Origin of the sequence: Paraburkholderia sp. Clong3, from assembly GCF_050436485.1 — a bacterium.
GTDB lineage: Bacteria > Pseudomonadota > Gammaproteobacteria > Burkholderiales > Burkholderiaceae > Paraburkholderia > Paraburkholderia tuberum.
Genome location: NZ_JBNDMH010000002.1, coordinates 1399126 through 1425259 on the forward strand (window position 1 = coordinate 1399126; position 26134 = coordinate 1425259).

Consider the following 26134-nt stretch of genomic DNA (forward strand, 5'->3'; position numbering starts at 1 on the left):
AGCGGCATCGTCGCCGCTTCGTCGTCTGCAACACTGCGTCGCGTAGGTTGGCCTTCCATCGTCTTTTAGAACTGGCGACAGTTTCATTGCGTTTGGCGCCGGAGCGAATTCGTTATTCGCTCCGGCGCTTTGTCGTTTGCAATCGCTTAGCGCCAATGAACGCCCGGTGACGTTGCAGACTAACGGCAGGAAAGGCGAGCAGTTGCATACGCTGACGGCTCCGCACATTGTGAAAATGTCGCCAGCGATCCAAGCGCGGACGTTGCCGCTACACGGTCCGCTCCACCTCCGCGAAGAGACGCTAATGGGTCGGCATGCGCGAGTCCGCTCCGGGTCGATCTGAGCCTGTGCTCGTCGTCGCAATTCGCAACGAGCGGGCCACCACCAACACCACTGCATGCACATACAGTCCCAGAAGCGCAATGCACGGTCCAATTTTCGGAACGACTCACCGCGAACCCGCATGCCACCGTGCGTGAAAAGGCGCGTCTGTTCCGAATTTAGTTTGTGAGACCGTTGTCTGACCCGGCTGCGAGGCATTTTGACGGCTGGATTGTGATTCCTGTCGTCGTGGGTTCGAGTCCCATCAGCCACCCCAAAGAATTCAGGCAAACGGCGTTGTGAGCAATCACAACGCCGTTTTTGTTTTGCTGACGGCCTTCTGCGTTTTCCACGATATCTGTGCGGTTTTCCGCCCCGCAATCACCCCTTCCCGCCTTCTCCCGCCTCTCAAAAACCGCTTGGCCAACAGGGCCGGATCACCGGTCCGCCTTGCGGTGCGTACGTCTGAGCGATTGTTTCTTCGTCGAGAATAGTAATTTCAGATTATCGGCACAAATTTTCAATAGTAGGGGTATACACTGGCTTCCATCGACGTTGCAGACACCTGGTTGACTGGCTCCTGCAACATCTTCCTGAAATGCAGTCGAAACGTTATCGGAGTCCTACCATGAAGACCAAGTTTATCGCCGCCCTGCTGATTGCCGCTTCCGCCTCGATCGCCGCTCCCGCTTTCGCCAGCGGCTATGGTCCGGCACCGTACTACCGTCCGTCGGTTGGCGCGCCGGCTTCGCAACAAGGCCAGAACGCGCAGACCGTCGCTGCTGAACGCGCCAACGCGCAATCGAATGCATACGGCGGCGTGAATAGCGTGTCGACGCAATCGGGCACACGCAGCGAACCCACGTCGGGTCCGCAATCGGTGTTCTTCGGCCACTAAGCCGCCAGCAGTACCGTCAGATCCGCTGCCTCTGAGGCAGCGATCAAACTGGGCGCCGCGCATGCAGTATCGATGCCGGCGCCCAGTTGCATTTACGGCAGCCGTGGTACCCGGTACGTTGCCCGGGTAGCGTTCGGTTTGCAACCGTTGTCTCGTGCGCCTGCCGCTTCCTTGCCTCATCCGAACACGGCGTCCCGTTCTGTCGCGACGCGGCTATCCACGTCTAACTTGCCAGCCCTGCATCGATCAATTCGCGCGCCGCGCGAAAAGCCGCCTCGGCGGCCGCATGCTCGGTGGACCACAAGCTATCGATATGCACGAGCTGCCAGTCGACCACCGTCGAATCGTCGCGCAGCACCCGGAAATGCGCCTTGACGCCGGTCAGTACCTGTTCCACCGCCACCTCGATGTCGTAGTCGCCATAGCGCGCCTGATAGTCGCCCATGTCGACGCCCTTCGGCTCCATGCTCGTCTCCGTGGTTTCGCTGATCGCGGGTAGCCGGACACGCGCGTCCAGTTGGTGTCGCGCTGGCCAATCACCTGCTCGCGACTCACCCGCGACGCGCCGCCTCGCTCTACACACCGGCCGTGCGGCCGGACGCCGATCAGCGGATCAGTTGCAATCGCCGGAAAGATACTGCCGGCCGTTGCAGTTGATTTCGACCCCACCACTGCCCGCTTCGGCAACCAGGTCGCATGCCAGCAACTCCGCCGCAACGGACTGCGCGACTTCGGGCGCCGTCTGTCCGACGCCGACGTCGTTCAGACGCCGCAACGCTTCGACCGCTTCAGGACTCAAGGACTTCGACATGGCCGTCTCCGTCGGAATGCTCAATTCATCGTAGCAAGTTTCATCGGCGGATGCAGGTGTGCGCGCCTGACGAGCCGCTCCCCGGAGCGTCGAGCCTGGCAATTGGCGTCTGAAACCGGCGTGACCGTTAGGAGCACGCCTCAACGCGCCAGCAGCGGCCCCGGAACGCGGCCTGCTACTAGCTAATCGTGCACACAGCCGCGTGTCTGCAGACGGCACGCGACATCGAAGGAGAACGACATGAAGCGAGGCAATTGGGCCACGTTGACGGCCACCGCCGCCGCGCTGGCGGCGCTCTTCGCGAGCGGCGCGAGCGCCGTCGCGCAGACGGCGCCCAGCGCGCCGCCGGACAGCCATGCGCCGATGGCCAAACCGCCCGAGGCGGCATCGGGCGCCGGCAGTTCGAGCAACCCGGACAACATGCCGATCAAGCGGCCGGCGAAGCCGACCAACGACCACATGTCGCACGAGCCGCCCGCCAGCGGCGCAAACGCGAAATAGCCGCTGCGCACGCCGCTCGCATCGGCGGAGCGTCATCAAAGCCGCGCGATCGACACCTCGGTCGACTTCACGAGCGCGACCACCTCCGAGCCGGCTTTCAGTTCGAGTTCGTCGACCGAGCGCGTCGTGATCACCGACGTGACGATGCCGAACGGCGTCTCTACGTCGACCTCGGACACCACCGAGCCGCGGATGATTTCCTTGACCTTGCCTTTGAACTGATTGCGCACGTTGATGGCGGAAATGCTCATTTCAGATAACTCCACAGAAGCAGTTGATAACGGATCGGATCGATTTGCCAGGAAAACTCAGACGGCCCAGCGCACTTCGGTCGGCCGCGTGAGTCGGCCGGGTTCGGGCAAGCCGTACGGGTCATAGGGCTGATACGCGCGATGCGCCAGCGTGTCGTCGTTCGGCGCGTTTCTCAGCACGCGCTGCAGCACGTGGTCTTCGAGTGCGGCGAAGCCCGCCGACGCCCGCGCGCGCGGACGTGCGAGCGCGACCGGCTGATCGAGCGCGATGCGGCCTTCCTCGATCAGCAGAATCCGGTCGCCGAGCGCGACGGCTTCGTGCACGTCGTGCGTGACGAGCAGCGCAGTGAAGCGATGCTCGCGCCACAGCCTTTCGATCAGCCTGTGCATTTCGATGCGCGTCAACGCATCGAGCGCGCCGAGCGGCTCGTCGAGCAGCAGCAATTGCGGACGATGCACGAGCGCCCGCGCGAGCGCGACGCGCTGCCGCTGACCGCCCGATAGTTGCACGGGCCAGTCGTTCGCGCGTTCGAGCAGGCCGACTTCGGCGAGCACCGCGCGCGCATCGTCGCGCGCGCCGCGGCCGAGGCCGAGCATCACGTTTTGCAGCACGCTTTTCCACGGCAGCAGACGCGCATCCTGAAACATGATGCGGGTGTCGAGCGGACCGCCGTTCCCGGCGCGCTTTTCGAGCACACCCGAGCTGGCTTCTTCGAGACCCGCGACGAGCCGCAGCAAGGTCGACTTGCCGCAACCGCTGCGGCCGACGATCGCGACGAAGCTGCCCCGCTCGATCGACAGATCGAAGCCCGACAGCACCTCGCGCTCGCCATAGCGCTTGCCGACGCCGCGCAATTGCACCGCGTAGTCGCTCGCGGGGCGCGCGTCGCTGCGGGCCAGGGCGGTAGCGGGTTGCAAGCTCGGTTGCGAGCCGCAATGCGCCACCGCCGCCCCGTCCCGCTCAACCCCCGCAGCCTCGTTCGCGTCGTGATCCGCGAGCCGCGGCTGCGCGAGTTCGGTCTCGAGATCGCTGCCCGCGATACCGCCGAACGTCGTCGATAGCGTCGTTGCGCTCATGCTTTTGCTCCTCGCTGATAGGCCGGATGCCAGCGCAGCGACACGCGCTCGAGGCTCTTCGCGAGCATGTCCGCGAGCTTGCCGAGCGCCGCGTACAGCAGAATGCCGACCACCACCACATCGGTTTGCAGGAATTCGCGCGCGTTCATCGTCATGTAGCCGATGCCCGATTGCGCGGAAATGGTCTCGGCGACGATCAGCGTGACCCACATCAGACCGAACGCGAAGCGCACGCCGACCAGAATCGACGGCAGCGCACCCGGCAGAATCACGTGGCGGTACAGCGCGAAACCTTTGACGCCATAGCTGCGCGCCATCTCGATCAGGTTCGCGTCGACCGAACGGATGCCGTGAAACGTGTTCACATAGACCGGGAAGAACACGCCGAGCGCGACGAGGAACACCTTCGCTCGTTCCTCGATGCCGAACCACAGGATCACGAGCGGAATCATCGCGAGCGCGGGAACGTTGCGGATCATCTGTACGGTCGAATCGAGCACGATTTCCGCGGGTTTGAAGAGACCCGTCACCAGTCCGAGCACGAGACCGATGCCCCCGCCGATCGCGAAGCCCGACACCGCGCGCCAGGTGCTGACCTTCACGTCGGCCCACATTTCGCCGGACTGGATCAGCGACCATGCGGCCTTCACGACCGCGAGCGGCTCGGGCAGCACGCGCGTCGACAGCGCTCCGCTGCGCGCGGCGATTTCCCACGCGAGCAGGATCGCGATCGGCGCGAGCCACGGCAGCAGGTGCGCGCCGAAACGGCGCAGCGCGGCAGCGCGGGCCGTGGACGCGGGCTGCGGGGTTGCCGCCGTTCCCGTGCTCAAAGTGGTGTCACTCATGTTGGCTTTTCTCCTTGCCTGTCGATCGTCGTGCGCGTGTCGCGCAAGCCGCGCGACCCATGCTATGCGCGCGCTCAACTCGCGCTCGCCGCCTTCGGCAGATAGCTGGCACCGACGATTTCGCCGAACGGCCCCGACAACGGCCCATTGGCAACCTTGCTGAAGCGTTGCGGCAGCAGCGGAAACACGAGTTCGGCGAAGCGGTAGGATTCCTCGAGATGCGGATAGCCCGACAGGATGAACGTCTCGATGCCGAGCGCCGCGTACTCCTTCATACGCGCGGCCACCTGCTCCGGACTGCCGACCAGCGCGGTGCCCGCGCCGCCACGCACGAGCCCCACGCCCGCCCACAGGTTCGAATAGATCTCGAGCTGCTCGCGCCCGCCGCGCTTGCCGCCGTGCAGCGCGGCCATACGGCGCTGCCCTTCCGAATCCATCTTCGCGAACGACGCCTGCGCACGCGCGACCGTGTCGTCGTCGAGCTTGCTGATCAGCTGCTCGGCCGCGGCCCACGCTTCCTCCTCGGTCTCGCGCACGATCACGTGCAGACGGATGCCGAAGCGGATCTGCCGGCCGCGCGCCGCGGCGCGTGCGCGAATGTCGGCGATCTTCTTCGCGACCGCTTCGGGCGGCTCGCCCCACGTCAGATAGGTGTCGATGTGCTCGGCCGCGATAGCGTGCGCGGCCGCCGACGAGCCGCCGAACCACAGCGGCGGATGCGGGTTTTGCACCGGCGGATATAGCGCCTTGCCGCCCTTCGACCGCAAATGCTTGCCGTCGAAATCGATCGCTTCGTTGCTGTGCGATGCGGCGAGCAGCTTGCGCCAGATATGCAGGAATTCGTCGGTGATTTCGTAGCGCGTGTCGTGATCGACGAACACGCCGTCGCCGGCCAGTTCGGCCGCGTCGCCGCCCGTCACCACGTTGATCAACAGACGCCCGTTCGACAGCCGGTCGAACGTCGCCGCCATACGCGCGGCGAGTCCCGGCGACGACAGCCCCGGGCGAATCGCGACGAGGAACTTCAGCCGCTGCGTCACGGGAATCAGGCTCGACGCGACGACCCAGGCGTCCTCGCACGAGCGGCCGGTCGGCAGCAGCACGCCCTCGTAGCCGAGCGTGTCGGCGGCGACGGCGATCTGCCGGAAGTAGTCGTAGTCGGCTGCGCGTGCGCCTTGGGACGTACCGAGATAGCGGCTGTCGCCGTGAGTCGGAATGAACCAGAACACATTCATGTTGTTGCTCCTGCCTGTTCCTGACGTAATGAAAACGGTGAGCGCGAGCGCCGGCCGCGCGCATCGAGCCGGCAACCGGCAAAGCGCTGCGACGCGTTGAAGGATTGAGAAACGGACGATGGACTCAGGCCATCGGCAACTGCGTCAAATCGATGAAGGTTATGCGCCTGGCGGACGACACCGCGAACACGACCGCGCGCGGGCCCTGCGACAACGGAGATTCGGCGTGAGGCTCGACATTGCGACGGCTTTCCTCGACCAACGTGCGCGTGATGCGCTCGATTTATCGGACGACGGCGACACCCGAGCCGTCTGCATGAGGAAACAGTCTATGGAGCGGTCCGCGGCTTTTGAACGATTTTATTGAGCTTAGGATTTCCGCTTTCGTGATTAGCCCGGTTCTACCGCATAGGGTTGTTGCGCTTTATACACGCGGCCCCGGCCGCCCAACCCCGGTCGATATAATGGCGCTCGTTTCCAATCACCCGGTACAGGCCTTGCGAGTCGCCTGTACGTTGCCGGTGCAATGCATGCAAAAAATTATTCTGCCGTTCGTCGCCGGTTTTCTGGCTTCTTTGTTCTTTCGCGAATCGACGCTGGCGCTGATGCACGCTGCCGGCATGATCGACCCTAGCGGTTTTTCGACCGCGCCGTTTTTGCCGCTCGGCCTGCCTGAGTTCATCGCGAACGCAATCTGGAGCGCGTGCTGGGCCGTGCTGATGGCCTGGCTGCTGCGCGTCGCGCCGCATCGGCGCGCGCCGTGGGTACCCGCGTTCGTGTTCGGCGGCATCGTGCTGACGGCGGCGAGCGTGTTCGTCGTCGATCCGCTGCGCGGCATCTGGCCGAGCGGCAACATGCTGCCGCGCCTCGCGGTGGGCTTCACGGCGAACGCGATGTGGGGCTGGGGTGCGCTCGTGTTCATGCGCGCGTTCATGGCGAGCGAGGCAGAGGAATAAGCGCGGCGAACATGAATTCGCGCAACGCGTAGATTCGCGCGGGCGGGTTCGCGAGGCCGCGCGTTCAGCCGCGTAGAGCGCGCAGCGGGTGCTCGTTCGCCGGCCACGGGCTGTCGAACATCTGCTCCACATCAGCCCGGTTGACGTCCTCGATGCGCGCGAAACGCCAGCGCGGCGCGTTGTCCTTATCGATGATGCGTGCGCGAATGCCTTCCACCGTATCGCCGCGCAGAAAGCTCGAGCGCGTCAGATCGAGATCAGTGCGCAGCACGTCGGCCATCGACCCTTCCGCGCGCGTGACCACTTCGAGCGAGACCGCCATCGACAGCGGCGAGCGCTCGCGCAGCACCGCGATCGTCTGCTCGGCCCACTCTGCCGCGTCGCCACCGCGCTCGCGTTCCTGTTCGAGCGACTTGAGTATCCGCGCGACGTCGGGCAGCGCGAAATGCCGGTCGATCAACGTCCGCGCTTTCGCGAGCGCGCTCTCCTCGGGCCGCGGCGCGACCTGATACGCGAGCGTCTCGCGCTCGACGCACGCAACCACATCAGCACCGCGCTCGAACGGTTCGCGGCTCAACGTATCGACGAGCGCGGGCAACGCCGCGCCGTCGATGTAGGCATCGGCGAGGCCCGCGTACAGCGCGTCGGCCGCGCCGATCGTCTCGCCGGTCACCGCCAGATAGCGGCCGATCGCGCCGGGCGTGCGCGCGAGAAACCAGCTCGCGCCGACATCCGGAAAGAGGCCGATACGGGTTTCGGGCATCGCCATCTTCGTCGATTGCGTGACGACGCGCAGGCCGCCGGTGCGATGTGCGCCCTGCGAAATGCCCATGCCGCCGCCCATCACGATGCCGTTCATCAACGCGATATACGGCTTCGGATACACGAAGATCGCGTGATTGAGCCGGTATTCCTCGCTGAAGAACGTATCGCGCGCCTCCCGGTCGCCGGTTTGCGCCGCTTCGTACATGAAGCGGATGTCGCCGCCCGCGCAGAACGCGCGCTCGTGCCGGCTGCGCACGACGACGGCCAGCACCTCGGGGTCTTCGCGCCACTGGTCGAGCGCCGCGTGGATCGCGCGGATCATGCCGGTCGACAGCGCGTTCAGCGCTTTCGGCCGCTCCAGTTCGAGGAGACCGATGCGGTTGGCTACGTGGGTCGCGATTTCGTCGCTAGTGGCGGGCGAGGCGGACGTGGACATGGAGAACTGGGCGCGGCGGCGCGGCATGAGGTGGAACTGAACGTTATCACGGGCCTGCCGCTTTGCGTTTGGTGGGGAGCTCGGGGGCCGGGTGCGTGGAGCCGGCGGACTTGGCGTGGCGCCGCGCGACGGTTTTCTTGCCGCGGACTGCGGCGCTGTTCGATGCGCCCGTCGCCACGGCCTGCGGCACACCGAGCCATGCGTCCAGCGTCACGCCGACGAGCGTCTCGAGCGGCGCGCTCGGAAACACCGGGCACGTGAGATTCAGCGCGACGATGCCATGCAGACTCGCCCACAACGCCTCGGCCCAGATGGCCGGCTCCATCGATGCGACCGACGCCGACAGACGCCCCGCTGCTCGCAACTCGTCGAGCGCGTCGATCATGATGTGCAGCGCGGCCTCGTCGGGATCGTCGTCGGCAACGCCGCCGGCGGCGTTGCCCAGCGAGGCGGTCGAACCACCGGTCCCGGCGTTCGCGCTTGTGTCGCCCGTGTTGCCGTCGTGTTTGCCAGTGCCAACCCCGCCACTGAGCGCCGCGCCGGTATAGCTCGGGTCCTCCATGAAAATCAGCCGGTACGTTTCAGGATGCTCGACGCCAAACGCGACGTACGCGCGCCCGAGCGCCTTCAGCCGTTCGGCGGGATCCGCGATCTGCACGAGTGGCACGAAGGTCGCGAGCAACCGCGCGTAGCCTTCGGCGCACAAGGCCCGCGCGATGTCGTCGCGACTCGCGAAATGCAGATACAAGGTGGCGGGCGAATATTCGATCGCGTCAGCGATCTTGCGCATCGACAGCGCGGCAAAGCCCTCACCCACGACGATGCGCCGCGCGGCATCGAGGATGCGTTCGCGCAGTGCCTGCTTCTGGCGGTTTTTTCGTTCGGCGATTCCCATGACTCGCAATTTTCAGATTGACAAACTGAAAAGTCAATTTAAACTGAACATCGTTTACTGAACAATGTTCAATAAATTTTCATCTGTCAAATCGAGCAGCCACGAGCGCGCGACGATGTCGTGCCGCCATCTGAGGGGTCGTCATGCAAGCCACGGGAAAGGTCGGTTTATTCGGTGCAGCGGGCGCTGCGGGTCAAAGCATCGCGACGGCGCTTGGCGCGGCGGGCCGCGATTACCGGGTGGTCGGCCGCTCGCGCGAGGTATTGCAACGGACTTTCGGTGACGACCCGCACGCGGAGATCGCCACCTGGAACCCCGACGACCCCGCCTCGATCTGCGCCGCGGCCGCCGGTCTGCAGACCGTGATCTACCTCGTCGGCGTGCCGTACGACCAGTTCGCGCAGCACCCGCCGTTGATGGAGAGAACGCTGGCTGGCGTGACGGCCGCCGGTGTCGAGCGCTTCATTCTGCTCGGCACCGTGTATCCGTATGGCCGCGCGCGCGGCAACCCGGTCCGAGAAGATCATCCGCGCGAGCCGCACACGTTCAAGGGCCGCATGCGGCTTGAACAGGAAAAGCTCGTGCTGGCTGCGCATGGCCGGAAAGGTCTCGAAACGCTGGTATTGCGACTGCCCGATTTCTACGGACCGGGGGTCGAGCGCAGCCTGTTGCACGGTGTCTTCATTGGCGCCGCTACCGGCAAGCGCGCGCAGGTGCTCGGTCCCGTCGACGTACCGCACGAATTCATCTATCTGCCGGATGTCGGTCCCGTGGTCGAACGACTCACGCGCACGCCCGAAGCCTACGGTCGCTGGTGGCATCTCGCGGGCGCCGGCACGATCACGCAGCGCGAGGCGGCTCGCGAGGCCTACGCGCTTGCGGGCTCCGGGCCGAAGCTGATGGTGGCCGGCAAGGGCATGCTGCGCGTGCTCGGGCTATTCAATCCGCTGATGCGCGAGTTGGTCGAGATGAACTATCTGATGACCGAGCCGGTCGTGCTCGATGATTCGGCGCTGGCGACGTTGATCGGGCCGCTCAGGAAGACGTCGTATCAGGAAGGGATCAGGCGGTGCTTCGAAGCGGCGCGCGAGGTAGTGCCGGCACGCGACATGAATTAGCGGCAAGGCGTTGGCGATGCGTAGGTGAAGTGAAAACCGCCGAGATGGACCTGCACCCGGCCTCTGGCGCCGACGGTCCGTAGGCAGGTCCGCTTAGCCTGCCATCTGCCCCGGCGGAAAGTGGCCACTCTTGAGCAGCACGGGAGTGCCGTTACTGATCTGCAGATGCTCACGCGCAACGGCCTCGATGCGCGGCCGGCCCGCATCGAACGCGCGCAGCCAGCCGTCGAGGTCCTCGCTGTAAGCGCCGAAATGATCCTCGAGCGCTTCCACCGAGATCGCGCACGGCACCGGCTCACCGTCCACCAGCGCGGAAAACACGACGGTCAGGTTGGAGTCGCGGTAAGCAGGCGCGTCTTCGGGAAAACGGATTTTCATGGTCGCCTCGTCAGAAGTTGGCGGCGGGAACGTAGCTCGCGCGGAAGGCCGCTGCGGGCCCCCGATCCTCGCAAGTCCCGCTATGGTACTCGCGCCGCCGGATCACGGTCCAGCGCGCGCGGGCGCCTGATTCAGGGCATCGCGCGCTGCCTTGGCGAGCCCATCGGCGGGCCCTTTGCACGGAAATCGCCGACACGCTCACGGCCCATCCAGCAATCGGTCGACATACTCGCGGGCCGCCCGTTCGACGAACGCGAGCGCCTCTTCTTCACTGTCGAAGCGTTGCCGGTCGCCGAGCTCGAGCAGCGTTTCCATCCGGTGCGGATCGTCCGGGCCGAGCTCGGCGAGGCTGACCGTGCCGACGTAAGTACCGTCCGCTTTGGTGTGCGCGTCGCCCGACGGGCCCGACGTGCTGCCCCCTGGCACGAGGCGCGCGGCGGCGCTGATGTAATAGCCGCGATAAGGGCCACTGACCCGTTCAGCCATCTTCGTCCTCCTGTTGCGGTTGCAGAGCTGGCGCCAGTCGCAACGGCGCCGCCCTGATGCTTCAGCATGCGGCGCGCCGCTGCACGGGGTGTGTGCGGGCAGCCGTCCCATAACGATAAGGCGCGTTGCAGCGCGATAAGTTCTGCTCGCGAGACGCGCCCCCCGCGCCGCGCCAAAGAGCCGCGCCGCACTTCAGCCGCGCGCGCTGGTCGAACGGTCCATACCGGCATGCTCCATGCTGTCGCACGGTACCTGTTACGACGCCATTTCGAGGCCAGCGAGCGCAATATGGGAAAATATTTTCTGCAGGATCATGAACTGCCCGAGCCGGATGCGGCGAACCGCTGGTTCGAGTACGCCGAAAGTCACGGCATCGACATCCCGAAAGCGATCGGCATCTGGGAAGACGCAGCCACTGAAGAAGGCGCGGAAGCCCGGCGGCTCCTCAACGCGGCGGGCATCACGGTCGAAACGACCTGAGCCGTGGCGCGCGCCCTCGCGCTCCACAGCGGCCGACCCCACCCGGCAGACCCCCTCTATCTGAATGAAAGGACACAACACGATGCAATTCACGACGCAACCGCGACGCGCCGGCCGATTCCACCGCCTCCGATCCAGCGCCGCGCTTGCCCTCGTGCGTCGCGCGTCGCTGTCGGCCGCCTTGCCCGCCGCGCTGCTGCTCGCCGCGGGACTGGGCGGCTGCGCGTCGTCGAACACGACCACGCTGATCAATCTGCCGAACGGCCAGACCGGCTTCGCGGTCAACTGCAGCGGCGCCGACGCCGGCTCGAGTTGGGCCTCGTGCTACGTGCAAGCGGGTAAGGCCTGCGGCGCGACCGGCTACGACATCGTGTCGAAGGATAACGACGAAGGCGGAACCGCCGGCGGCAGCGTCACGAACGTGGCGTCGGCGAACGTGAAGGGCCGCTCAATGATCGTGCGCTGCAAGTAAGCCGATTTACGTGCCTGGCGGCAATCGCGGCGGCTGGCGCGGGCGCTCAATGCGCCTGCATCTTCGAGAAGAGATTCAACACCGCGACGCCAGCGACGATCAATCCCAGCCCGATGATCGCCGGCACGTCGGGTACCTGCCGGTACAGCACTAGCGCGACCAGCGTGATCAGCACGATGCCCGCGCCGGACCAGATCGCGTAGACGATGCCGACTGGAATGCTTCGGAGCGTCAACGACAGGCAATAGAACGCGATGCCGTAGCCGAGCACGACGACCATCGACGGCAGCAGCCGTGAAAAGCCGTCCGAGGCCCGCATCGCGGAAGTCGCGATCACTTCGGCGACGATCGCGATCGCGAGCAGCGCATACGGGGGTACGCGCATCGCGTCAGTTTTTCGCGAGCGCGAGCTTGCCGTAGTCGTGACCGAGATGCGCGCACAGCGCTTCGACCACGAGTTCATGATCGGCGCGCTGCGGCAGACCGGACACCGTGATCGAACCGATCACGCCCGCCCCTTCCACCGCCAGCGGAAACGCGCCGCCGTGCGATGCGTACTCGGTGGCCGGCAGTCCGTGCTTGTCGGCGAGCGTCGCGCCCGCGAGCTGCATTTTCAGACCGATCGCGTACGAGCTACGGCGAAATTGCGCGACGGTGTTGCCCTTGCGGCGCGCCCAGTCGACGTTGTCGGGCGTCGCGCCGTCGAGCAGGCAGAAGAACAGCGGCTGGCCGAACGTGCGCAGGTCGATCGCAGCGGCAATGCCGCGCGCTTTCGCGACTTCGTGCAGATACGCACCGACTTGCCACGCGCGGTCGGCATCGAAGCGGGGAAACACGAGGGTCTTTTCCTGAATGGCGATGACCTGCAGGTCGTGAGCGATATCCATGGGGTTCAGAACGGGTCGGAGCATCAGAGTCAAAGGGGCCGCGGTCGTGAAGATCCGGCGAGCCGCGTGGAGAATCTGAATTCTAGCGCAGCGTCCGCGCACGGATTTCCAGAGCCTTTCCGATAGGCGACGTCGCGCGGGCAGAGCGAAGCGCAATGAAGCCAATTCTTACATGGCTATTGCGCTGGCCGTCTGGCTGGTCTATAATCTTTTCTTCGACGGACGCGGGGTGGAGCAGTCTGGCAGCTCGTCGGGCTCATAACCCGAAGGTCGTAGGTTCAAATCCTACCCCCGCAACCAACCGAAATCATTGAAGGGTTACAACGCATTGGCGTGTAACCCTTTTTTGTTTTTGTGGCCTTGCTCTGGCGATCCCCTTGACCGCCCCACCCTCAGGCGAAAAAAAAGCGCGTCAACTGAATGACGCGCCAAGCTACGAGGCAATGTACAAGAGAGAAAAGATGACCACGGTGGACGCCGTGGCCTCCATCGCAACCATCAGGATCGATGCTATCAGCGCATCCAAAAATCGACTGTCAATCAATGTCAGACGCGACGGCGCTCGCCGCCTTGGACGTCGTCTCGCGCAGCCCCTGTCGGCGCCTCAGTAATCCCCCGCCCCGGTGATAAACTCCTATCACCCTTTCTCGTCCCCTTTCCAATGAAATTCTGTTCTGTCTGCGGCCACGGCGTCAGTCTGAGCATTCCGCCGGGCGACAATCGCGAGCGCTTCGTATGCGGCAGTTGCGGCACCGTGCATTATCAGAATCCGCGTAACGTGGTCGGCACCGTTCCCGTGTGGGACGACAAGGTGCTGCTGTGCCGTCGCGCGATCGAGCCGCGCTACGGTTACTGGACACTGCCCGCCGGCTTCATGGAAATGGGAGAAACGACGGCCGAAGCCGCCTCGCGCGAAACGCTCGAGGAAGCCGGCGCCCGCGTCGAGGTGCAGAACCTGTTTTCGCTGCTGAATGTGCCGCACGTGCATCAGGTGCATCTGTTCTACATGGCGCGGCTGCTCGATCTCGACGTCGTCGCCGGCGAGGAAAGCCTCGAAGTGAAGCTGTTCGAGGAGCACGAGATTCCGTGGGACGAGATCGCGTTTCCGACCGTCGGCCAGACGCTGCGCTTTTTTTTCGCCGACCGCGCGGCCGGCAGTTTCGGCCTGCATACCGGCGACATCTTCCGCTCCCTGCGCGAAGGCTGAGCGGCGCGCATGGTTCCCTGGCTCGGAGCTGACGACCCGTTTCCGCCCGTCGAGCGCGCGCTCGGCGCCGCGAGCGGCGCGCCCGGTCTGCTGGCGGCAAGCGGCGATCTGCTGCCGTCGCGCCTCATCGACGCGTATCGGCGCGGCATCTTCCCGTGGTATTCGGACGGCCAGCCGGTGTTGTGGTGGAGCCCCGATCCGCGCATGATCCTGCGCCCCGCCGAGTTCAAGGTGTCGCCATCGCTGCGCAAGACGCTCAAGCGCGTGTTGCGCGACGGCGCGTGGGAAATCCGCGTCGATCACGATTTCGCCGCCGTGATGCGCGCCTGCGCGCAGGCGCCGCGCCACGGTCAGCGCGGCACGTGGATCACCGCCGACGTCGTCGAAGCCTATTCGTCGCTGCACCGCCTGGGCGACGCGCACAGCATCGAAACCTGGCTCGAGGGCAAGCGTGTAGCGGGATTGTATGGCGTGTCGCTCGGGCGGATGTTCTTCGGCGAATCGATGTATACCGACGTCACCGACGGCTCGAAAATGGCGCTGGCCGCGCTGGTCGGCCACTTGCGACGTCACGAAATAGAAATGATAGACTGCCAGCAGAACACGTCGCATCTGGCGTCGCTCGGCGGCCGCGAGATAGCGCGCAAGGCGTTTGTCGCGCATGTTCGCGCGTCTGTCGGCGCGCCGGCCATCCCGTGGCGCTTCGACAAGACCGCCCTGCTCGACATCCTCGCGCGGGCGGCGTAGGAAAAATCAGGCCGAATCCGGTCCGCCGCCCATCGAATAGCGGCATCAACCGCCGGGCGTGCCGGGTTTGCATTACCAGAGACGCTTCGAGAGCTGCCAACGTGACTCATCCCAACGAGCTGCCTCTTTCTCCGCTTTCCGCGCTGCAATTTTATGCAACGGCGCCCTATCCCTGCAGTTACCTCGACGGCCGCATCGCGCGCTCGCAGGTCGCCACACCCAGTCACCTGATCAATTCGGACGTCTACACCGACCTCGTCAAGGCGGGCTTCCGGCGCTCGGGCGTGTTCACGTATCGCCCGTATTGCGACGGCTGCCGCGCGTGCGTGCCGGTGCGCGTGCCGGTCGAGCGTTTTCAGCCGAACCGCACGCAGCGGCGTGTATGGAGAAAGCACGGCGACCTGATTGCGACCGTCGCGCCGCTGCACTACGACGAGGAGCATTACGCGCTGTATATGCGCTACCAGTCGGCGCGCCACGCGGGCGGCGGCATGGATCGCGACAGCCGCGACCAGTACGAGCAGTTCCTGCTGCAAAGCCGGATCAACTCGCGGCTCGTCGAGTTTCGTGAGCCAGCGCCGCTGCAGCCCGATGGGCGACCTGACGGGCTACCTGACGCGCGGGGCGCGCTGCGCATGATCAGCATGATCGATATCCTCGGCGACGGGTTGTCGTCGGTGTACACGTTCTTCGAGCCGAGCCTGCCGCACGCGAGCTTCGGCACCTACAACATCTTCTGGCAGATCGAGCAGGCGCGCAGCCTGAACCTGCCGTACGTGTATCTCGGCTACTGGATTCGCGAAAGCCCGAAAATGGCGTACAAGGCGAATTTCCGGCCGCTCGAAGGCTTGATCGACGGCGCGTGGCGCGTGCTCGATCCGGCCAGCATCGACCTGCCGCCGGTCGATTTCGCGATGCATGGACGACGCGGGCCGCTCAGGCCGTAGTCGAGGCGCCGTCCGTCGAGTCGTTGCCGGGTCCTGCTCGTCGCCTGGCAACGCCCCACCAGTCTCATCAAAGCCCAAAGCCGGTAAAATGGCGGGTTCCCATTTTCCGGCCGTCCGGCTTCATCCCGTGCTCAGCTCCCTTTATCCGCTCGTTCGCGCCCAACTCTTTCGCATGGACGCGGAAGACGCTCACCATCTGACTTTGCGCATGCTCGGCGCCGCCGGTCGCACCGGCCTCGCCGGCGCGCTCGCGGCGCGCGTGCCGGATTCGCCGCGCACCCTGATGGGCCTGACGTTCCGAAACCCGGTCGGACTCGCGGCGGGCCTCGACAAAGACGGCGCGTGCATCGACGGTCTGGCGGCGCTCGGCTTCGGCTTCATCGAAGTGGGCACCGTGACACCGCGCGCGCAGCCGGGCAATCCGCGCCCGCGCATGTTCCGGCTGCCGCAGGCGAACGCGGTGATCAACCGGATGGGCTTCAACAACGCCGGCGTCGACCAGTTCGTGAAGAACGTCCAGGCCGCGCGCTATCGCGGCATCCTCGGTCTTAACATCGGCAAGAACGCCGACACGCCGATCGAGCGCGCCGCTGAAGACTATCTGTACTGCCTCGAGCGCGTGTACCCGTTCGCGAGCTACGTGACGGTCAACATCTCGTCGCCGAATACGAAGAACCTGCGCCAGCTGCAGGGCGCCGACGAACTCGACGCGCTGCTCGCCGCGCTGAAGGACAAGCAGCAAAGACTCGCCGACATGCACGGCAAGCTCGTGCCGCTCGCACTGAAGATCGCGCCCGACCTCGACGACGAGCAGGTCAAGTCGATCGCCGACACCTTGCTGCGCCACCAATTCGAAGGCGTCATCGCGACCAACACTACGCTGTCGCGCACCGCCGTCGCCGGCATGCAGCATGCTGACGAAGCCGGCGGCCTGTCGGGCAAGCCGATGTTCGACGCGTCGAACGAGGTGATCCGCAAGCTGCGCGCCGAAGTCGGCGAGGCCGTGCCGATCATCGGCGTCGGCGGCATTTTCTCGGGCGACGATGCGCGCGCGAAGCTCGCGGCCGGCGCGTCGCTGGTGCAGCTTTATACTGGTTTCATCTACCGCGGTCCGGCGCTCGTCGCCGAATGCGCGCAGGCGTTGCGCTAGGCATCCGCGCCGCCGCATATAGACATAAACAAACGGTATTTAGGTTGCGATAGGCTCGTTTGTTATGCTCTGGACCGTCAAAACATCAGACGTACAAGGAACACGATGAAATTCGGCCTGTTGAAGAAGCTCCTCGCCACCGCGCTGATCGGCGCGTCGCTGAGCGCCGTTACCGCGCACGCGGAAGACCTGCTCGACCAGGTCAAGCAGCGCGGCACGCTGCGTATCGGTCTCGAAGGCACCTTCCCGCCGTTCAACTCGAAAGCGCCGTCGGGCGAGCTGGTCGGCTATGACGTCGACATCGCCAAGGCGGTCGCGGCCAGGCTCGGCGTGAAGCCCGAGTTCGTCACGACCGAGTGGAGCGGCATCATCGCCGGTCTGCAGGCGGGCAAGTTCGATGTGATCGTCAACCAGGTCGGCATCACCGACGCGCGCAAGCAGACGCTCGACTTCTCGCCGGCGTACACGTACTCGGCGGCGCAACTGATCCAGCGCAAGAACGACACGCGCCAGTTCACCTCGCTCGAAGACCTGAAGGGCAAGAAGCTCGGCGTCGGTCTCGGCACGAACTACATGGACATGGCGAAGGCAGTGCCGGGCATCGACGTGAAGACCTACCCGGGCGCACCCGAATACCTGCGTGATCTGGCCGCCGGCCGGCTCGACGCGGCGTTGAACGACCGTCTGATGCTCGCGTACCTGCTGAAGAACTCGAACCTGCCGCTGCGCACCGGCGCGAACGTCGGCCCGGGCAACCCGTCGGGCATTCCGTTCAGAAAGGGCAACCCGAAGTTCGCGCAGGCGATCGACGACGCAATGACCCAGCTCGAAGCGGACGGCACCTTCACGAAGATCTCGGACAAGTGGTTCGGCATCGACGTCAGCAAGCCGATCAAGTAACACGCGTGGAGTCGAACGAAGGGCGGCATCGATCACGATGCCGCCCTTCGCGCTTTTGCGGCCCACGCGAGCTGCGGGAGCCGAGCCGCGCGTCGCGTATACCCCAAGCCGCATCGCGCGACCCGCGCCTGAACGCGCGCCAAAGTTTATGATGTGCGCTTTGTGCGTCAATAAGAACAATGCCCATGTCCATCACATCCCTGCTGCTCCAATCGCTGCCGGTGCTCGCACAAGGCGCGCTGCTGACGATCAAGTTCGCGATCCTGTCGATGATCTTCGGCCTGATCGGCGGCGCCATGCTCGCGCTGATGGGCATCAGCCACAGCCGTCCGCTGAACTGGATCGCGCGCGTCTATGTGAGCGTGATGCGCGGCACGCCGCTGCTCGTGCAGATCTTCGTGATTTATTACGGTCTGCCGAGCTTCGGCATTTCGCTCGATCCGACGCCGGCCGGCGTGATCGCGCTGTCGGCGAACGTCGCCGCGTATCTGTCCGAGAGCATGCGCGGCGCGATTCTGGGCATCCACCAGGGCCAGTGGCTCGCCTCGTACAGCCTCGGGCTGTCGCGGCGTCAGACGCTGCGCTACGTGATCGCGCCGCAGGCGCTGCGCATCGCGGTGCCGAGTCTGTCGAACAGCCTGATCAGCCTGATCAAGGACACCTCGCTCGTGTCCGTCATCACGGTGACCGAGTTGCTGCGCAGCGCGCAGGAAATCATCGCGTCGACCTACCAGCCGCTGCCGCTTTATCTTGCGGCCGCGGCCGTGTACTGGGTGCTGTGTCAGGTGCTCGAGTGGGCGCAGCGCTGGTACGAGCGGCGGCTGTCGCTGCCGACGCGGCACTGAGCGCCGCACGCTCCTTTTCGTTGCCCCCAGCGGCTCATTCCCCAGCGAACTTGAGCCCCAACGCCGCGCGCGCCGCGTCGGCCATCGCGATCATCTGTCGCGACGTGTCGTGCGGCATCAGCGGACTCTCCAGCACACCCGCGCGGATCAGCTCGCAAAAGTGCGCGGTCTCGTAGTTCAAGCCGCCGCCTTCGAACGGTTCGTCGAGTTCGACGACGCGGCCATCCGCGTAACGGATCGTCGCGCGCGACGGGTTCCACCACGGCTCGTGCAGCGTCACGTGACCGCCTTGGGCCATCAGCAGCGCATCGCCCTTGCCATGCAGATCGAGCCCGCAGAATAGCTGCGCGATACCACCGCGCTCGTGCTGGCTGTTCAGACTCGCGAACGTATCGACGCCGGTCGCGCCAAGCCGGCCGAAGGTCTGCACGTCGCGTGGCGCGCCGAGCCAGTCGACCGCGAGAAACATCTCGTAGATGCCGATATCGAGCAGCGCGCCGCCCGCATGCTCGAACGACAGCGACGGATGATCGGCCGGCACGCCCGGCACCGAGCAGCCCGCGCGCACGAGCCCGACCTCGCCGATCGGCTCGGCCGCGAGGTGCTCGCGCAACCTGCTGTAGAGCGGATAGAACGGCGGCTTCATCGCTTCCATGAAGAGCCGTTGCGAAGCGCGCGCGGTGTCGAGCACGCGCTCGAGCTGCGGACGATTGATACACGCGGGTTTCTCGCACTGCACGTGCAGCCCCGCTTGCAACGCGGCGATCGCATAGTCGGCGTGACTGTCCTGCAGCGTCGCGATATAGAGCGCGTCGATGCCGCTCGCGAGCAGAGTGTCGAAACTGTCGCAGACGGCGCCGCCGAATTCATCGGCGAACGCCTGGGCCGGTTCCACGCGACGCGACCACAGCGCCGCGAGCCGCGTCCGAGGCACGAACGCGAGTCCTTGCGCGAAGCGGCGCGCAATCCGGCCGGTGCCGACGATCCCCCAGCGGATCTCGCGCGATGAAGTGGTGTCCTGCGCTGCCCGATCGGTCGGTTGGGTAGTGGCTGCGTGCGGTGCCGCTGTCGTATCTGTCATCGTGTGTGCAAAGGTCCATGCGGCTCGGAACAGCCGCTATTGTCACCGATGCCGCTTGCGAACGCGGCGAACCCGGCCAATCGAACCATGCGGCATCACTGCCGCGTACCGACCTTCGACACCCCACCCCGCCGCTCCCGCGGCCGGACGTTCACAGATACGCTCAGCCCGCGCTCGCAATCACGCTCAAACCCGCGCCGGCGGCTCCGAGGAAAACCGCCCGCCGACCTCCTCGGCCGCGTAATCGATCATCGCGAGCGCAGCGATCTCGGCCTCCTTCGGATCGCGCCGCTCGATCGCTTCGATGACGCGCTGATGCGATGCGATCGCACTCTCCCACAGCCCTTCCCGGTCGTGCACGATCGGATTGAGGGTCGACAGCGCGCCGCGAATGATCGCCGCCATCTGCTTGAAGAACTGGTTGCCGCTCGCGATCACGATGCGCGTATGGAACAGCTCGTCGGCTTCCTGATAGCCGGCCTCGCCCGGACGGATCATGCGAAACGCCTCGAACGCCTCGCGAATCGCCGCGACTTCCGCGGCACTGCCGCGCGCGGCCGCCTGCGCCGCCGCGCGCGGTTCGATCAGGATGCGAAACTCGATCACGTCACGCAGAAACATCGGATCGGGCTTCGCGCGGAAACGCCAATTGACGACGTCCTCGTCGATCATGCGCCAGTCGCTCATCGGGCCGGATGCGCGTGCCGATCTTCGGCCGCACGTCGAGCATGTCGCGCGCGAGCAGCATCGATAGCGCCTCGCGCATCACGGTGCGGCTCACATCGAATTCCTTCGACAGCACATCCTGCGGCGGCAGAATCGCGCCGTATTTTTCCTCGACGATGCCGCTGACGAGCCCGTCCATGACTTTGCTCACCAACGAGCGATCCTTGTTTGCGTGTTCCATGACATATCCCCGAAGCGGTGTTGACCCCGCGTGGCCTGTTGATTGAAGGGCCCGTACGTATCTGTTATGCCAATAGAATCGTTTTCCGATACGTTGCAAGCTTCGAAACGGATGCGCCAGTGGGACACTTCCTGACAGGGTTATCCCTCTGAAGATTTGTTTCGTTCGTGTAACGCCATCTGTTTCGTCAGGCACAAAGCTCGCTCGTCAAGCGTGCCTGCGTTGCGGGGATTGATTTGTGCGCATTCGCACGTTGGCGTGATGAAATTGTCTGATTTGCACGGACGTGGTCGGACGCCTGCGTATTCCGGCGAACAAAGATGTCGTGCGAAGCGCAAGCGGCGCAGGTGGTTCCGCGCCGCGCTGACGCCGAACAGCTCGGTGTCCATCAGCCGTGCAAGCGCACGATGTCGTCTTCGCCGGGATCGCCGTCCGAATGCACCTCGATGATTTCCAGCGGCGGCTTGCCAGCATTTTCGAGCCGATGCCTGACGCCCAGCGGAATCAACGTCGACTGATTCTCCGACAGCAGGAAGCGCTCGTCGCCGTCCTTGCTCGACGCGTCCCATACCGAGTCCCAGGCGCCGAGGTCCGACCAGCCCGCGTCGAGCGGCACCGTTACGCCGACGAGACGCGCGTCGCTGCCCATGCGCTCCATCACCGCATAGTCGACTGAGTCGGACGGACACGCGGCGAACGCGTCGCGCGCGAGATGCAGCGCGCCGGCCTCGTCGATGCTCGCGCCTGCGAATGCGTCCTTGCAGGCCGCCGCGATCAGCGGACGGCACAGGCCGATCGCGTCGAGCCACACCGACGCGCGCACCACGAACATGCCGCTGTTCCACCAGTACTCGCCCGACGCGAAGTAGCGCTCGGCCAGCTCGGCATCGGGCTTCTCGACGAAGCGCTCGATCGTCCGCGCGCCCCGGTTTCCCAAGGCCGCGGCGGTGCGGATATAGCTGTAGCCGGTCGCCGCGCGCTGCGGCGGCACGCCGAGCGTGACGATCGCGTCCCGCGAAGCATGCGCGAGCGCTTCGTCGAGCGCCGCGCCGAACGCCGCTTGATCGACGATCGGATGATCGGCGGGCAGCGCGACCAGGATCGGATTGTCGCCGGCCGCGGCCGACGCGCGCGCGGCGAGCGCCGCGACGGTCAGCGCCGGAGCGGTGTTGCGCGCCATCGGTTCGAGCAGTATGCGCACCGGCTTGCGGTACTGCTCGACGCGCTCGAGCGTCGGCAGCCGCAGTTCCTCGCAGCAGACCACCAGCGGCGCGGCGGGCGGCGTGGTGCGGGCCGCGTCGGGCGCGGCCGGGACGAACGCGTCGTCGAGCCGGCGCAGCGTCGCTTCGAGCAGCGACTGGTCGCCCATCAGCCCGATCCGCTGCTTCGGATTGCGTTCGCGCGACGGCGGCCACAGCCTCGCACCGGAGCCGCTCGCGAGAATCACCGGTTGCACGGTCAGTTCGCGCAGCGCGGCGGCGGTCCCACCCTGCGGCGCAGGCGGATTACCTGGTTCTACCATTCGATTCATTTGCGATCCTGTCGAATCCAGATCCTGTTCACGGGCCGGCATGACGCCAGCAAGTGCCTCGTGGTCGCACGCGCGTTCAGTCGTATGCGCGCGACACACACTGCGGCCTGGGCGGCCCTGTCTGTCCGCGTGCTCCCTATGCTTCTCCGAACGGACGCAACGCCCCCGCGGCGCGATGTTCATCGTGCCTGTGCAGCTCGCCGTCGAGCGCCGCGCTGTCGGGCTGACGCAGCTTCGCGAAGCCGCCGCGATAGACGTTCTCGACGTACGACATGATGTTTTCCTGCGCCACCGACGACAGGATCGCGTGATCGGTGTGCTTGCAGAAGGCCACGTGAATGCGCGTGAAGCGCGCGAGCCGCGCGCCGCGCACGCCGAAGTAGCGCTCGAGCTCCTCGACGCCTTCGTCCAGCACACCGAACACCAGGTGCGTGTCGACGCCCCGTGCTTCGAGGTTCGCGAACAGATGCCGCTCGTCACGCGCGCCGAATTCGAGGCCACACAGTTGCTCGATCCGGTCGGCCAGCGTTTCGCCGGTCCGCGCGAGCTGGCGTACCACCAGCTCGCGCACGAGGCCCCAGCCGCCCGTCTCGCCCTTGAGCACGCGCAGCCATTTGCCCGGCTGCTTCATCGAGCGCATGTAGTTGCGCGTCGAGCCGAACGCGGACACCGGGATCATCGGCTTGCCGTGTTCGTCGCAGACGTTATGCCATCTGAACTTCTGCACGTTGACGATCACCGCGCCCACCACCGCCGCTTCGCGCGTCGCCGCATGCAGCCCGGTGTAGGCGCCCGAGCAGATGCCGAGCAGCAGCGCGCCCGCATGACCGCGCGCGGCAAGCCAGCGCGCCGCGTACGCGGCGTCGCCGGCACTCGACTGAGAGTACAGCGCGTCGAGGCTCAACGTGTCGCACGACGGCATGCTGTCGCCGACACCACGGACGTCGATGCGCAGCGACGCGATCCCCTGGCGTGCGAGACGCCGCGCGAAATGTACGCCGAAACGCCCATTGCCGATCCGCGACACCGCGCCGGTATTGAGCAGCAGCACCGCCGGGGCGCGCGCCGCCGCGGCGCCGTCGGGCCGGCAGTAGATGCCGAACACCTTGCCCTCGTTCAGCCACACCGGCGTCTCGTGCAGCCTCGGCGCGACATAGTGGCCGCCCGCCGGCTCTTCGCCTCGCTCGGGCACGCGCGCCACCGTTTGGGCCGTTTGGGCCGTTTGCGCGCTCCCCGCCAGCAGCCAGTTCTCGATGGTTTCGAACGCGGCGTGCGGTATTTCGCTTTCGAGCGGTTCCATCATGAAGCGGCTGTATTCGTCGAACGGGTGCCGCTCGAGTTCGACACCATGTTCGCTGTAATGCGCGGCGAGCGCACCGGCGCGCGCCGGGTTCAGTGAATCGAGCAGCAGCACGCGCGCGGCCGGCCGGCTCGTCTCGCGATACAGATCCGCCGCGAGCAGGCTTTGCAGCGTGTCGCGATACATGCGAAAGCCATACGCTTCGACGAACTCGTCGGTATCGGGCTCGACCACGCAATCCATCGCGGCCGGATCGTTCAACCACTGCCGGTAATGCGCGCGCAATTCGCGCTGGTAAGTCTTGCCCGACAGCACCGGCGACATCAGCACGAGACCGTGCACATCCCCAAGTTCCTGCGCGGCAAGCGCGGCCAGCATGCCGCCGAGACGCAGACCGCACACGCTGACACGCTCGACGCCGGTCGCCTCGCGCAGCTGCGCGACCGCCTGCTTCACGCTGTCGATCCATGCGCGCCACAGGCCGGCGTCGGTCGGGTCGCCGGCTGAATCGCCGGTCGCCGGGTAGTCGAAGCGCAGCACCGGCATGCCGCGCGCGGCGAGGCGCTCGGCGAGCCGGCGCATGCCGCGATACGTGCACAGCGTGTCGTAGCCAAACGGGGAACACATCACGACGCCATCCGGGCCGTTGGCTGGATGCAACCAGCCGAATTTGCCGTCGAAGACGATGGGTCTCACGGTCCGCTCCTTACTCTTCCTTTTCAAATGATTACAACAAAGGTGCTCTCGCGCATATGTGCGTCGCGCCACATTAGTTTGGGTTCCGAATCGCGCTGCGCTGGCGTGTGTCGATGAGCGTGCTGTGCAGTGCAGCATGCCCCGCACGTGGACCGACGCGCGGCGGATCGCGTCGGTCATGCGCTATGGTCGATGCCCGCGACTGCGTGCAGCGTGCCGCGAGCATTACGTGATGGAGACGGCGCGGGCGCGCTTAGGAATGCTCCGCAATGCGGTGCGCGCGGCCGGCTCGTGGCCAACCACCGCGCTACCCTATGACCTTTGCCATTTAACCCCCTCCCGATCGCGGCTATCTGTACGGCCACCCACACAGTCACGCGGCGCCCGGGGGCAAGATGCAAGACCTGCGAAAAGTTGATGCCGCCGCGTGTGTCCGCGCGGCCCTTCTCACCGGCCCGGCAATGGAACATGGAACGAAGCATCGTCAGGAACATCTTCATCAACTTTGCCGGCGCCGTCGCGCCGACCTTCGTTTCCCTCGTGACCGTGCCCACCTACATTCATCTGCTGGGCGCCGAGCGTTACGGGGTGATCAATCTGGTGTGGGCGCTGATCGGCTACTTCAGCGTCCTCGATCTGGGCACCAGTCTGGCGACCGAAAACCAGATCGCCAAGGCTCGCGCGGCCAGCGACGATTCGATCGAACCGATCTTCTGGAGTGCGTGGTTCATGAATCTCGGTACCGGCATCATCGGCGGCGCGCTGATTTATGCCGCAGCCATCGTCTACATCACCTACGGCGTGAAAATCGAGCCGACGTTCCAGCATGAAGTGATGGCGAGCCTGCCGTGGATCGCGCTCGCTGTGCCGATCGCGAACGTGACCTGGGTGTTCGCGGGCGCGATTACCGGCGTCGAGTGCTTCACGAGCTACAACATCAACCAGACGCTCGGCACCGCGCTGTTCCAGTTGCTGCCGATCGCGGCGGTCCTCTGCTTTTCGCCGTCACTCGCGATCGCGATTCCAGCCGCCGTGATCGCGCGTTTCGTCGGCGGCCTGATGCTGGGCGTGGCCGCCATTCGCGCGCTCGGCATTCGCCGTATGCGGATGCCGCAATGGCGCTTGATGATCGGGCTGTTCCGCAACGGCCGCTGGCTGCTGATGTTTTCCGGCGCCAACATGATCGCCTCGACGCTCGACCGCGTGTTCATCGGCGGACTGCTCGGCGCGCGCTTCGTCACTTACTACGCGACGCCGCAAAACCTGATCAATCGATTGAACCTGCTGCCGCTCGCGATGGTGCGCACCCTGTTTCCGCGACTGTCGGCGGCGTCGCGCGAGGATGCGGATGCGCTCGCGCACAACGCGCTCGCGTTTCTCAATGGAGCATTTACGCCATGCGTGATCATCGCGCTGTTCGCCCTGAAGCCGTTTTTGCTGCTGTGGCTCGGACCGCAGCTCGCCGCCGCGGCGCCGGTCGCGAGCGTGCTGATTCTCGGCGTGTGGCTGAGCGGCCAGTCGAGCATCCTCGGCAGCCTGTTGCAGGCGCAGACCCATCCCGTGGCAGTGGCGAGCGTCAGCTGGCTTCAGTTGCCGTTCTTTACCGGCGCGTTGTGGTGCGGCATCCACTGGTTCGGCATCATGGGCGCGGCGGTCGTCGTCGTGCTGAAGGCGCTGCTCGATTACTCGGTGCTGCTCGCGTTCTCACGGCTGCATGCATGGACGATCGTGCGCAACATGCTCGCGCATCTCGCGTTTCTGCTCGTCGCGCTCGCGCTCGCGGATTCGATCAGCGGGTTGCTGCTGGCGATCGTCGTCGCGCTCGCGTTGAGCGCGGCGAACTTCGGCATGTCGCTGCGCGGGTCGAGCGAGTTGCGCGACGCGCTTTACAGGCTCTGGCTGCGTTGCGCGCCGTCGTCCGGACGGGCACAAGGCTGAGTCCCGGCGCGCGCAATCAATGGCGCCGGTCCACCGCTGGTTCACGGTCGGCGGACCTGAATGCCAAGGCTGA

General features: G+C 65.5%; 28 protein-coding genes, 1 tRNA gene and 1 pseudogene. 14 read left to right on the plus strand and 16 right to left on the minus strand.

All coding sequences use genetic code 11. The annotated features are described in order from the left end of the window. The first annotated feature begins 949 nt into the window (after positions 1-949). On the plus strand, positions 950-1219 hold the full coding sequence (locus tag OKW30_RS10720) for a hypothetical protein (RefSeq protein ID WP_184003324.1): 270 nt from the start codon (positions 950-952) through the stop codon (positions 1217-1219). Between the two features lie 223 nt (positions 1220-1442). Here OKW30_RS10720 and OKW30_RS10725 read toward each other — a convergent pair whose 3' ends face one another. Together OKW30_RS10725 and OKW30_RS10730 are read right to left on the minus strand one after the other, a co-directional pair. Next, positions 1443-1685 carry a DUF6566 family protein gene (locus tag OKW30_RS10725; protein ID WP_018418205.1) on the minus strand — a complete coding sequence of 81 codons (243 nt, stop codon included), beginning with the start codon at positions 1683-1685 and terminating at the stop codon, positions 1443-1445. A 147-nt stretch (positions 1686-1832) separates the two neighbouring features. Beyond that, the gene (locus OKW30_RS10730; RefSeq protein ID WP_013089281.1) at positions 1833-2030 is read right to left on the minus strand and encodes a hypothetical protein; all 198 of its coding nucleotides are present in this window, start codon (positions 2028-2030) and stop codon (positions 1833-1835) included. A gap of 240 nt (positions 2031-2270) precedes the next feature. Here OKW30_RS10730 and OKW30_RS10735 point away from each other — a divergent pair, with 240 nt between their 5' ends. Further along, positions 2271-2531, plus strand: coding sequence for a hypothetical protein (locus OKW30_RS10735; protein ID WP_090804375.1), 261 nt, complete (start codon positions 2271-2273; stop codon positions 2529-2531). A gap of 35 nt (positions 2532-2566) precedes the next feature. Here OKW30_RS10735 and OKW30_RS10740 read toward each other — a convergent pair whose 3' ends face one another. The 4 genes from OKW30_RS10740 to ssuD all read right to left on the minus strand — a co-directional run bounded on the left by OKW30_RS10740 (position 2567) and on the right by ssuD (position 5939). Continuing rightward, entirely contained in the window at positions 2567-2782 is a 216-nt protein-coding gene (locus tag OKW30_RS10740) for a TOBE domain-containing protein (protein WP_429346669.1), read from the minus strand. 57 nt (positions 2783-2839) lie between these two features. Continuing rightward, positions 2840-3859 (minus strand): ATP-binding cassette domain-containing protein, encoded by a 1020-nt coding sequence (locus OKW30_RS10745; protein ID WP_429346670.1) that lies wholly within the window; start codon positions 3857-3859, stop codon positions 2840-2842. Further along, the gene (ssuC, locus tag OKW30_RS10750; protein WP_429346671.1) at positions 3856-4704 is read right to left on the minus strand and encodes an aliphatic sulfonate ABC transporter permease SsuC; all 849 of its coding nucleotides are present in this window, start codon (positions 4702-4704) and stop codon (positions 3856-3858) included. The genes OKW30_RS10745 and ssuC overlap by 4 nt, the downstream gene beginning before the upstream one ends. A 74-nt stretch (positions 4705-4778) precedes the next feature. Then, positions 4779-5939, minus strand: coding sequence for an FMNH2-dependent alkanesulfonate monooxygenase (gene ssuD / locus OKW30_RS10755; protein ID WP_429346672.1), 1161 nt, complete (start codon positions 5937-5939; stop codon positions 4779-4781). Between the two features lie 530 nt (positions 5940-6469). Here ssuD and OKW30_RS10760 point away from each other — a divergent pair. Then, positions 6470-6895 carry a hypothetical protein gene (locus OKW30_RS10760; RefSeq protein ID WP_090805723.1) on the plus strand — a complete coding sequence of 142 codons (426 nt, stop codon included), beginning with the start codon at positions 6470-6472 and terminating at the stop codon, positions 6893-6895. A gap of 64 nt (positions 6896-6959) precedes the next feature. Here OKW30_RS10760 and OKW30_RS10765 read toward each other — a convergent pair whose 3' ends face one another. Both OKW30_RS10765 and OKW30_RS10770 read right to left on the minus strand, forming a co-directional pair. Further along, positions 6960-8096 (minus strand): enoyl-CoA hydratase/isomerase family protein, encoded by a 1137-nt coding sequence (locus tag OKW30_RS10765; RefSeq protein WP_429346673.1) that lies wholly within the window; start codon positions 8094-8096, stop codon positions 6960-6962. A gap of 46 nt (positions 8097-8142) precedes the next feature. Next, entirely contained in the window at positions 8143-8991 is an 849-nt protein-coding gene (locus tag OKW30_RS10770) for a TetR/AcrR family transcriptional regulator (RefSeq protein ID WP_429346674.1), read from the minus strand. Between the two features lie 143 nt (positions 8992-9134). On the opposite strand from OKW30_RS10770, the gene OKW30_RS10775 reads away from it, so the two are divergent. Further along, the gene (locus OKW30_RS10775; protein WP_429346675.1) at positions 9135-10109 is read left to right on the plus strand and encodes an NAD-dependent epimerase/dehydratase family protein; all 975 of its coding nucleotides are present in this window, start codon (positions 9135-9137) and stop codon (positions 10107-10109) included. A gap of 93 nt (positions 10110-10202) precedes the next feature. On the opposite strand, the gene OKW30_RS10780 is transcribed toward OKW30_RS10775, so the two are convergent. Beyond that, positions 10203-10487, minus strand: coding sequence for a DUF1488 domain-containing protein (locus tag OKW30_RS10780; protein ID WP_184029285.1), 285 nt, complete (start codon positions 10485-10487; stop codon positions 10203-10205). Between the two features lie 198 nt (positions 10488-10685). Next, the gene (locus OKW30_RS10785) at positions 10686-10973 is read right to left on the minus strand and encodes a hypothetical protein (RefSeq protein WP_090804360.1); all 288 of its coding nucleotides are present in this window, start codon (positions 10971-10973) and stop codon (positions 10686-10688) included. Between the two features lie 288 nt (positions 10974-11261). On the opposite strand from OKW30_RS10785, the gene OKW30_RS10790 reads away from it, so the two are divergent. After that, positions 11262-11453 carry a hypothetical protein gene (locus OKW30_RS10790; protein ID WP_187630069.1) on the plus strand — a complete coding sequence of 64 codons (192 nt, stop codon included), beginning with the start codon at positions 11262-11264 and terminating at the stop codon, positions 11451-11453. 82 nt (positions 11454-11535) lie between these two features. After that, entirely contained in the window at positions 11536-11925 is a 390-nt protein-coding gene (locus tag OKW30_RS10795; protein WP_090805720.1) for a hypothetical protein, read from the plus strand. A gap of 46 nt (positions 11926-11971) precedes the next feature. Here the strand turns inward: OKW30_RS10795 and OKW30_RS10800 are convergent, their stop codons facing one another. Both OKW30_RS10800 and OKW30_RS10805 read right to left on the minus strand, forming a co-directional pair. After that, on the minus strand, positions 11972-12310 hold the full coding sequence (locus OKW30_RS10800; RefSeq protein ID WP_184068636.1) for a DMT family transporter: 339 nt from the start codon (positions 12308-12310) through the stop codon (positions 11972-11974). A gap of 4 nt (positions 12311-12314) precedes the next feature. Further along, on the minus strand, positions 12315-12812 hold the full coding sequence (locus OKW30_RS10805; protein WP_184063886.1) for a heme-degrading domain-containing protein: 498 nt from the start codon (positions 12810-12812) through the stop codon (positions 12315-12317). A gap of 223 nt (positions 12813-13035) precedes the next feature. Here OKW30_RS10805 and OKW30_RS10810 point away from each other — a divergent pair. From OKW30_RS10810 to OKW30_RS10840, 7 genes are all read left to right on the plus strand, one after another. Next, positions 13036-13112: transfer RNA gene (locus tag OKW30_RS10810), tRNA-Met, on the plus strand. A 361-nt stretch (positions 13113-13473) separates the two neighbouring features. Next, positions 13474-14019 carry an NUDIX hydrolase gene (locus OKW30_RS10815; RefSeq protein ID WP_090804352.1) on the plus strand — a complete coding sequence of 182 codons (546 nt, stop codon included), beginning with the start codon at positions 13474-13476 and terminating at the stop codon, positions 14017-14019. A 9-nt stretch (positions 14020-14028) separates the two neighbouring features. Then, positions 14029-14766: a leucyl/phenylalanyl-tRNA--protein transferase gene (gene aat, locus OKW30_RS10820; protein WP_184063888.1), complete on the plus strand. Its 738-nt coding sequence runs from the start codon at positions 14029-14031 to the stop codon at positions 14764-14766. Between the two features lie 101 nt (positions 14767-14867). Continuing rightward, the gene (locus tag OKW30_RS10825; RefSeq protein WP_184063890.1) at positions 14868-15713 is read left to right on the plus strand and encodes an arginyltransferase; all 846 of its coding nucleotides are present in this window, start codon (positions 14868-14870) and stop codon (positions 15711-15713) included. 88 nt (positions 15714-15801) lie between these two features. Further along, positions 15802-16863, plus strand: coding sequence for a quinone-dependent dihydroorotate dehydrogenase (locus OKW30_RS10830; protein WP_184063892.1), 1062 nt, complete (start codon positions 15802-15804; stop codon positions 16861-16863). Between the two features lie 105 nt (positions 16864-16968). Next, complete coding sequence (locus OKW30_RS10835; protein WP_090805719.1) at positions 16969-17763, plus strand: cystine ABC transporter substrate-binding protein; 795 nt, start codon at positions 16969-16971, stop codon at positions 17761-17763. A 185-nt stretch (positions 17764-17948) separates the two neighbouring features. Next, complete coding sequence (locus OKW30_RS10840; protein ID WP_184029308.1) at positions 17949-18608, plus strand: amino acid ABC transporter permease; 660 nt, start codon at positions 17949-17951, stop codon at positions 18606-18608. Positions 18609-18642: 34 nt separating this feature from the next. Here the strand turns inward: OKW30_RS10840 and OKW30_RS10845 are convergent, their stop codons facing one another. The 4 genes and pseudogenes from OKW30_RS10845 to OKW30_RS10860 form a co-directional block, all read right to left on the minus strand. Then, on the minus strand, positions 18643-19689 hold the full coding sequence (locus OKW30_RS10845) for a Gfo/Idh/MocA family protein (protein WP_429346676.1): 1047 nt from the start codon (positions 19687-19689) through the stop codon (positions 18643-18645). Between the two features lie 186 nt (positions 19690-19875). Next, positions 19876-20596 (minus strand): annotated as a pseudogene (locus OKW30_RS10850) (FadR/GntR family transcriptional regulator). A gap of 388 nt (positions 20597-20984) precedes the next feature. After that, positions 20985-22127 (minus strand): mannose-1-phosphate guanylyltransferase, encoded by a 1143-nt coding sequence (locus OKW30_RS10855; protein ID WP_429346677.1) that lies wholly within the window; start codon positions 22125-22127, stop codon positions 20985-20987. Between the two features lie 136 nt (positions 22128-22263). After that, positions 22264-24123: an alpha/beta hydrolase gene (locus OKW30_RS10860; RefSeq protein WP_429346678.1), complete on the minus strand. Its 1860-nt coding sequence runs from the start codon at positions 24121-24123 to the stop codon at positions 22264-22266. Positions 24124-24591: 468 nt separating this feature from the next. On the opposite strand from OKW30_RS10860, the gene OKW30_RS10865 reads away from it, so the two are divergent. Further along, a complete protein-coding gene (locus tag OKW30_RS10865; protein WP_184063901.1) occupies positions 24592-26061 on the plus strand; it encodes an oligosaccharide flippase family protein in 1470 nt (489 codons plus the stop codon). The last annotated feature ends 73 nt before the right edge of the window (positions 26062-26134 follow it).

What these genes read in the sequence shown, in the direction of transcription:
- OKW30_RS10835 (WP_090805719.1), top strand. Translation starts at nt 16,969, where the DNA reads ATGAAATTCGGCCTGTTGAAGAAGCTCCTCGCCACCGCGCTGATCGGC.
- OKW30_RS10830 (WP_184063892.1), top strand. Translation starts at nt 15,802, where the DNA reads ATGGCGGGTTCCCATTTTCCGGCCGTCCGGCTTCATCCCGTGCTCAGC.
- OKW30_RS10805 (WP_184063886.1), bottom strand. Translation starts at nt 12,812, where the DNA reads ATGGATATCGCTCACGACCTGCAGGTCATCGCCATTCAGGAAAAGACC.
- OKW30_RS10815 (WP_090804352.1), top strand. Translation starts at nt 13,474, where the DNA reads ATGAAATTCTGTTCTGTCTGCGGCCACGGCGTCAGTCTGAGCATTCCG.
- OKW30_RS10745 (WP_429346670.1), bottom strand. Translation starts at nt 3,859, where the DNA reads ATGAGCGCAACGACGCTATCGACGACGTTCGGCGGTATCGCGGGCAGC.
- OKW30_RS10760 (WP_090805723.1), top strand. Translation starts at nt 6,470, where the DNA reads ATGCAAAAAATTATTCTGCCGTTCGTCGCCGGTTTTCTGGCTTCTTTG.
- OKW30_RS10845 (WP_429346676.1), bottom strand. Translation starts at nt 19,689, where the DNA reads ATGACAGATACGACAGCGGCACCGCACGCAGCCACTACCCAACCGACC.
- OKW30_RS10775 (WP_429346675.1), top strand. Translation starts at nt 9,135, where the DNA reads ATGCAAGCCACGGGAAAGGTCGGTTTATTCGGTGCAGCGGGCGCTGCG.
- OKW30_RS10730 (WP_013089281.1), bottom strand. Translation starts at nt 2,030, where the DNA reads ATGTCGAAGTCCTTGAGTCCTGAAGCGGTCGAAGCGTTGCGGCGTCTG.
- OKW30_RS10725 (WP_018418205.1), bottom strand. Translation starts at nt 1,685, where the DNA reads ATGGAGCCGAAGGGCGTCGACATGGGCGACTATCAGGCGCGCTATGGC.
- ssuD (WP_429346672.1), bottom strand. Translation starts at nt 5,939, where the DNA reads ATGAATGTGTTCTGGTTCATTCCGACTCACGGCGACAGCCGCTATCTC.
- OKW30_RS10855 (WP_429346677.1), bottom strand. Translation starts at nt 22,127, where the DNA reads ATGAATCGAATGGTAGAACCAGGTAATCCGCCTGCGCCGCAGGGTGGG.
- OKW30_RS10735 (WP_090804375.1), top strand. Translation starts at nt 2,271, where the DNA reads ATGAAGCGAGGCAATTGGGCCACGTTGACGGCCACCGCCGCCGCGCTG.
- OKW30_RS10795 (WP_090805720.1), top strand. Translation starts at nt 11,536, where the DNA reads ATGCAATTCACGACGCAACCGCGACGCGCCGGCCGATTCCACCGCCTC.
- OKW30_RS10780 (WP_184029285.1), bottom strand. Translation starts at nt 10,487, where the DNA reads ATGAAAATCCGTTTTCCCGAAGACGCGCCTGCTTACCGCGACTCCAAC.
- OKW30_RS10785 (WP_090804360.1), bottom strand. Translation starts at nt 10,973, where the DNA reads ATGGCTGAACGGGTCAGTGGCCCTTATCGCGGCTATTACATCAGCGCC.
- OKW30_RS10800 (WP_184068636.1), bottom strand. Translation starts at nt 12,310, where the DNA reads ATGCGCGTACCCCCGTATGCGCTGCTCGCGATCGCGATCGTCGCCGAA.
- OKW30_RS10720 (WP_184003324.1), top strand. Translation starts at nt 950, where the DNA reads ATGAAGACCAAGTTTATCGCCGCCCTGCTGATTGCCGCTTCCGCCTCG.
- OKW30_RS10765 (WP_429346673.1), bottom strand. Translation starts at nt 8,096, where the DNA reads ATGTCCACGTCCGCCTCGCCCGCCACTAGCGACGAAATCGCGACCCAC.
- aat (WP_184063888.1), top strand. Translation starts at nt 14,029, where the DNA reads ATGGTTCCCTGGCTCGGAGCTGACGACCCGTTTCCGCCCGTCGAGCGC.
- OKW30_RS10790 (WP_187630069.1), top strand. Translation starts at nt 11,262, where the DNA reads ATGGGAAAATATTTTCTGCAGGATCATGAACTGCCCGAGCCGGATGCG.
- ssuC (WP_429346671.1), bottom strand. Translation starts at nt 4,704, where the DNA reads ATGAGTGACACCACTTTGAGCACGGGAACGGCGGCAACCCCGCAGCCC.
- OKW30_RS10840 (WP_184029308.1), top strand. Translation starts at nt 17,949, where the DNA reads ATGTCCATCACATCCCTGCTGCTCCAATCGCTGCCGGTGCTCGCACAA.
- OKW30_RS10740 (WP_429346669.1), bottom strand. Translation starts at nt 2,782, where the DNA reads ATGAGCATTTCCGCCATCAACGTGCGCAATCAGTTCAAAGGCAAGGTC.
- OKW30_RS10770 (WP_429346674.1), bottom strand. Translation starts at nt 8,991, where the DNA reads ATGGGAATCGCCGAACGAAAAAACCGCCAGAAGCAGGCACTGCGCGAA.
- OKW30_RS10865 (WP_184063901.1), top strand. Translation starts at nt 24,592, where the DNA reads ATGGAACGAAGCATCGTCAGGAACATCTTCATCAACTTTGCCGGCGCC.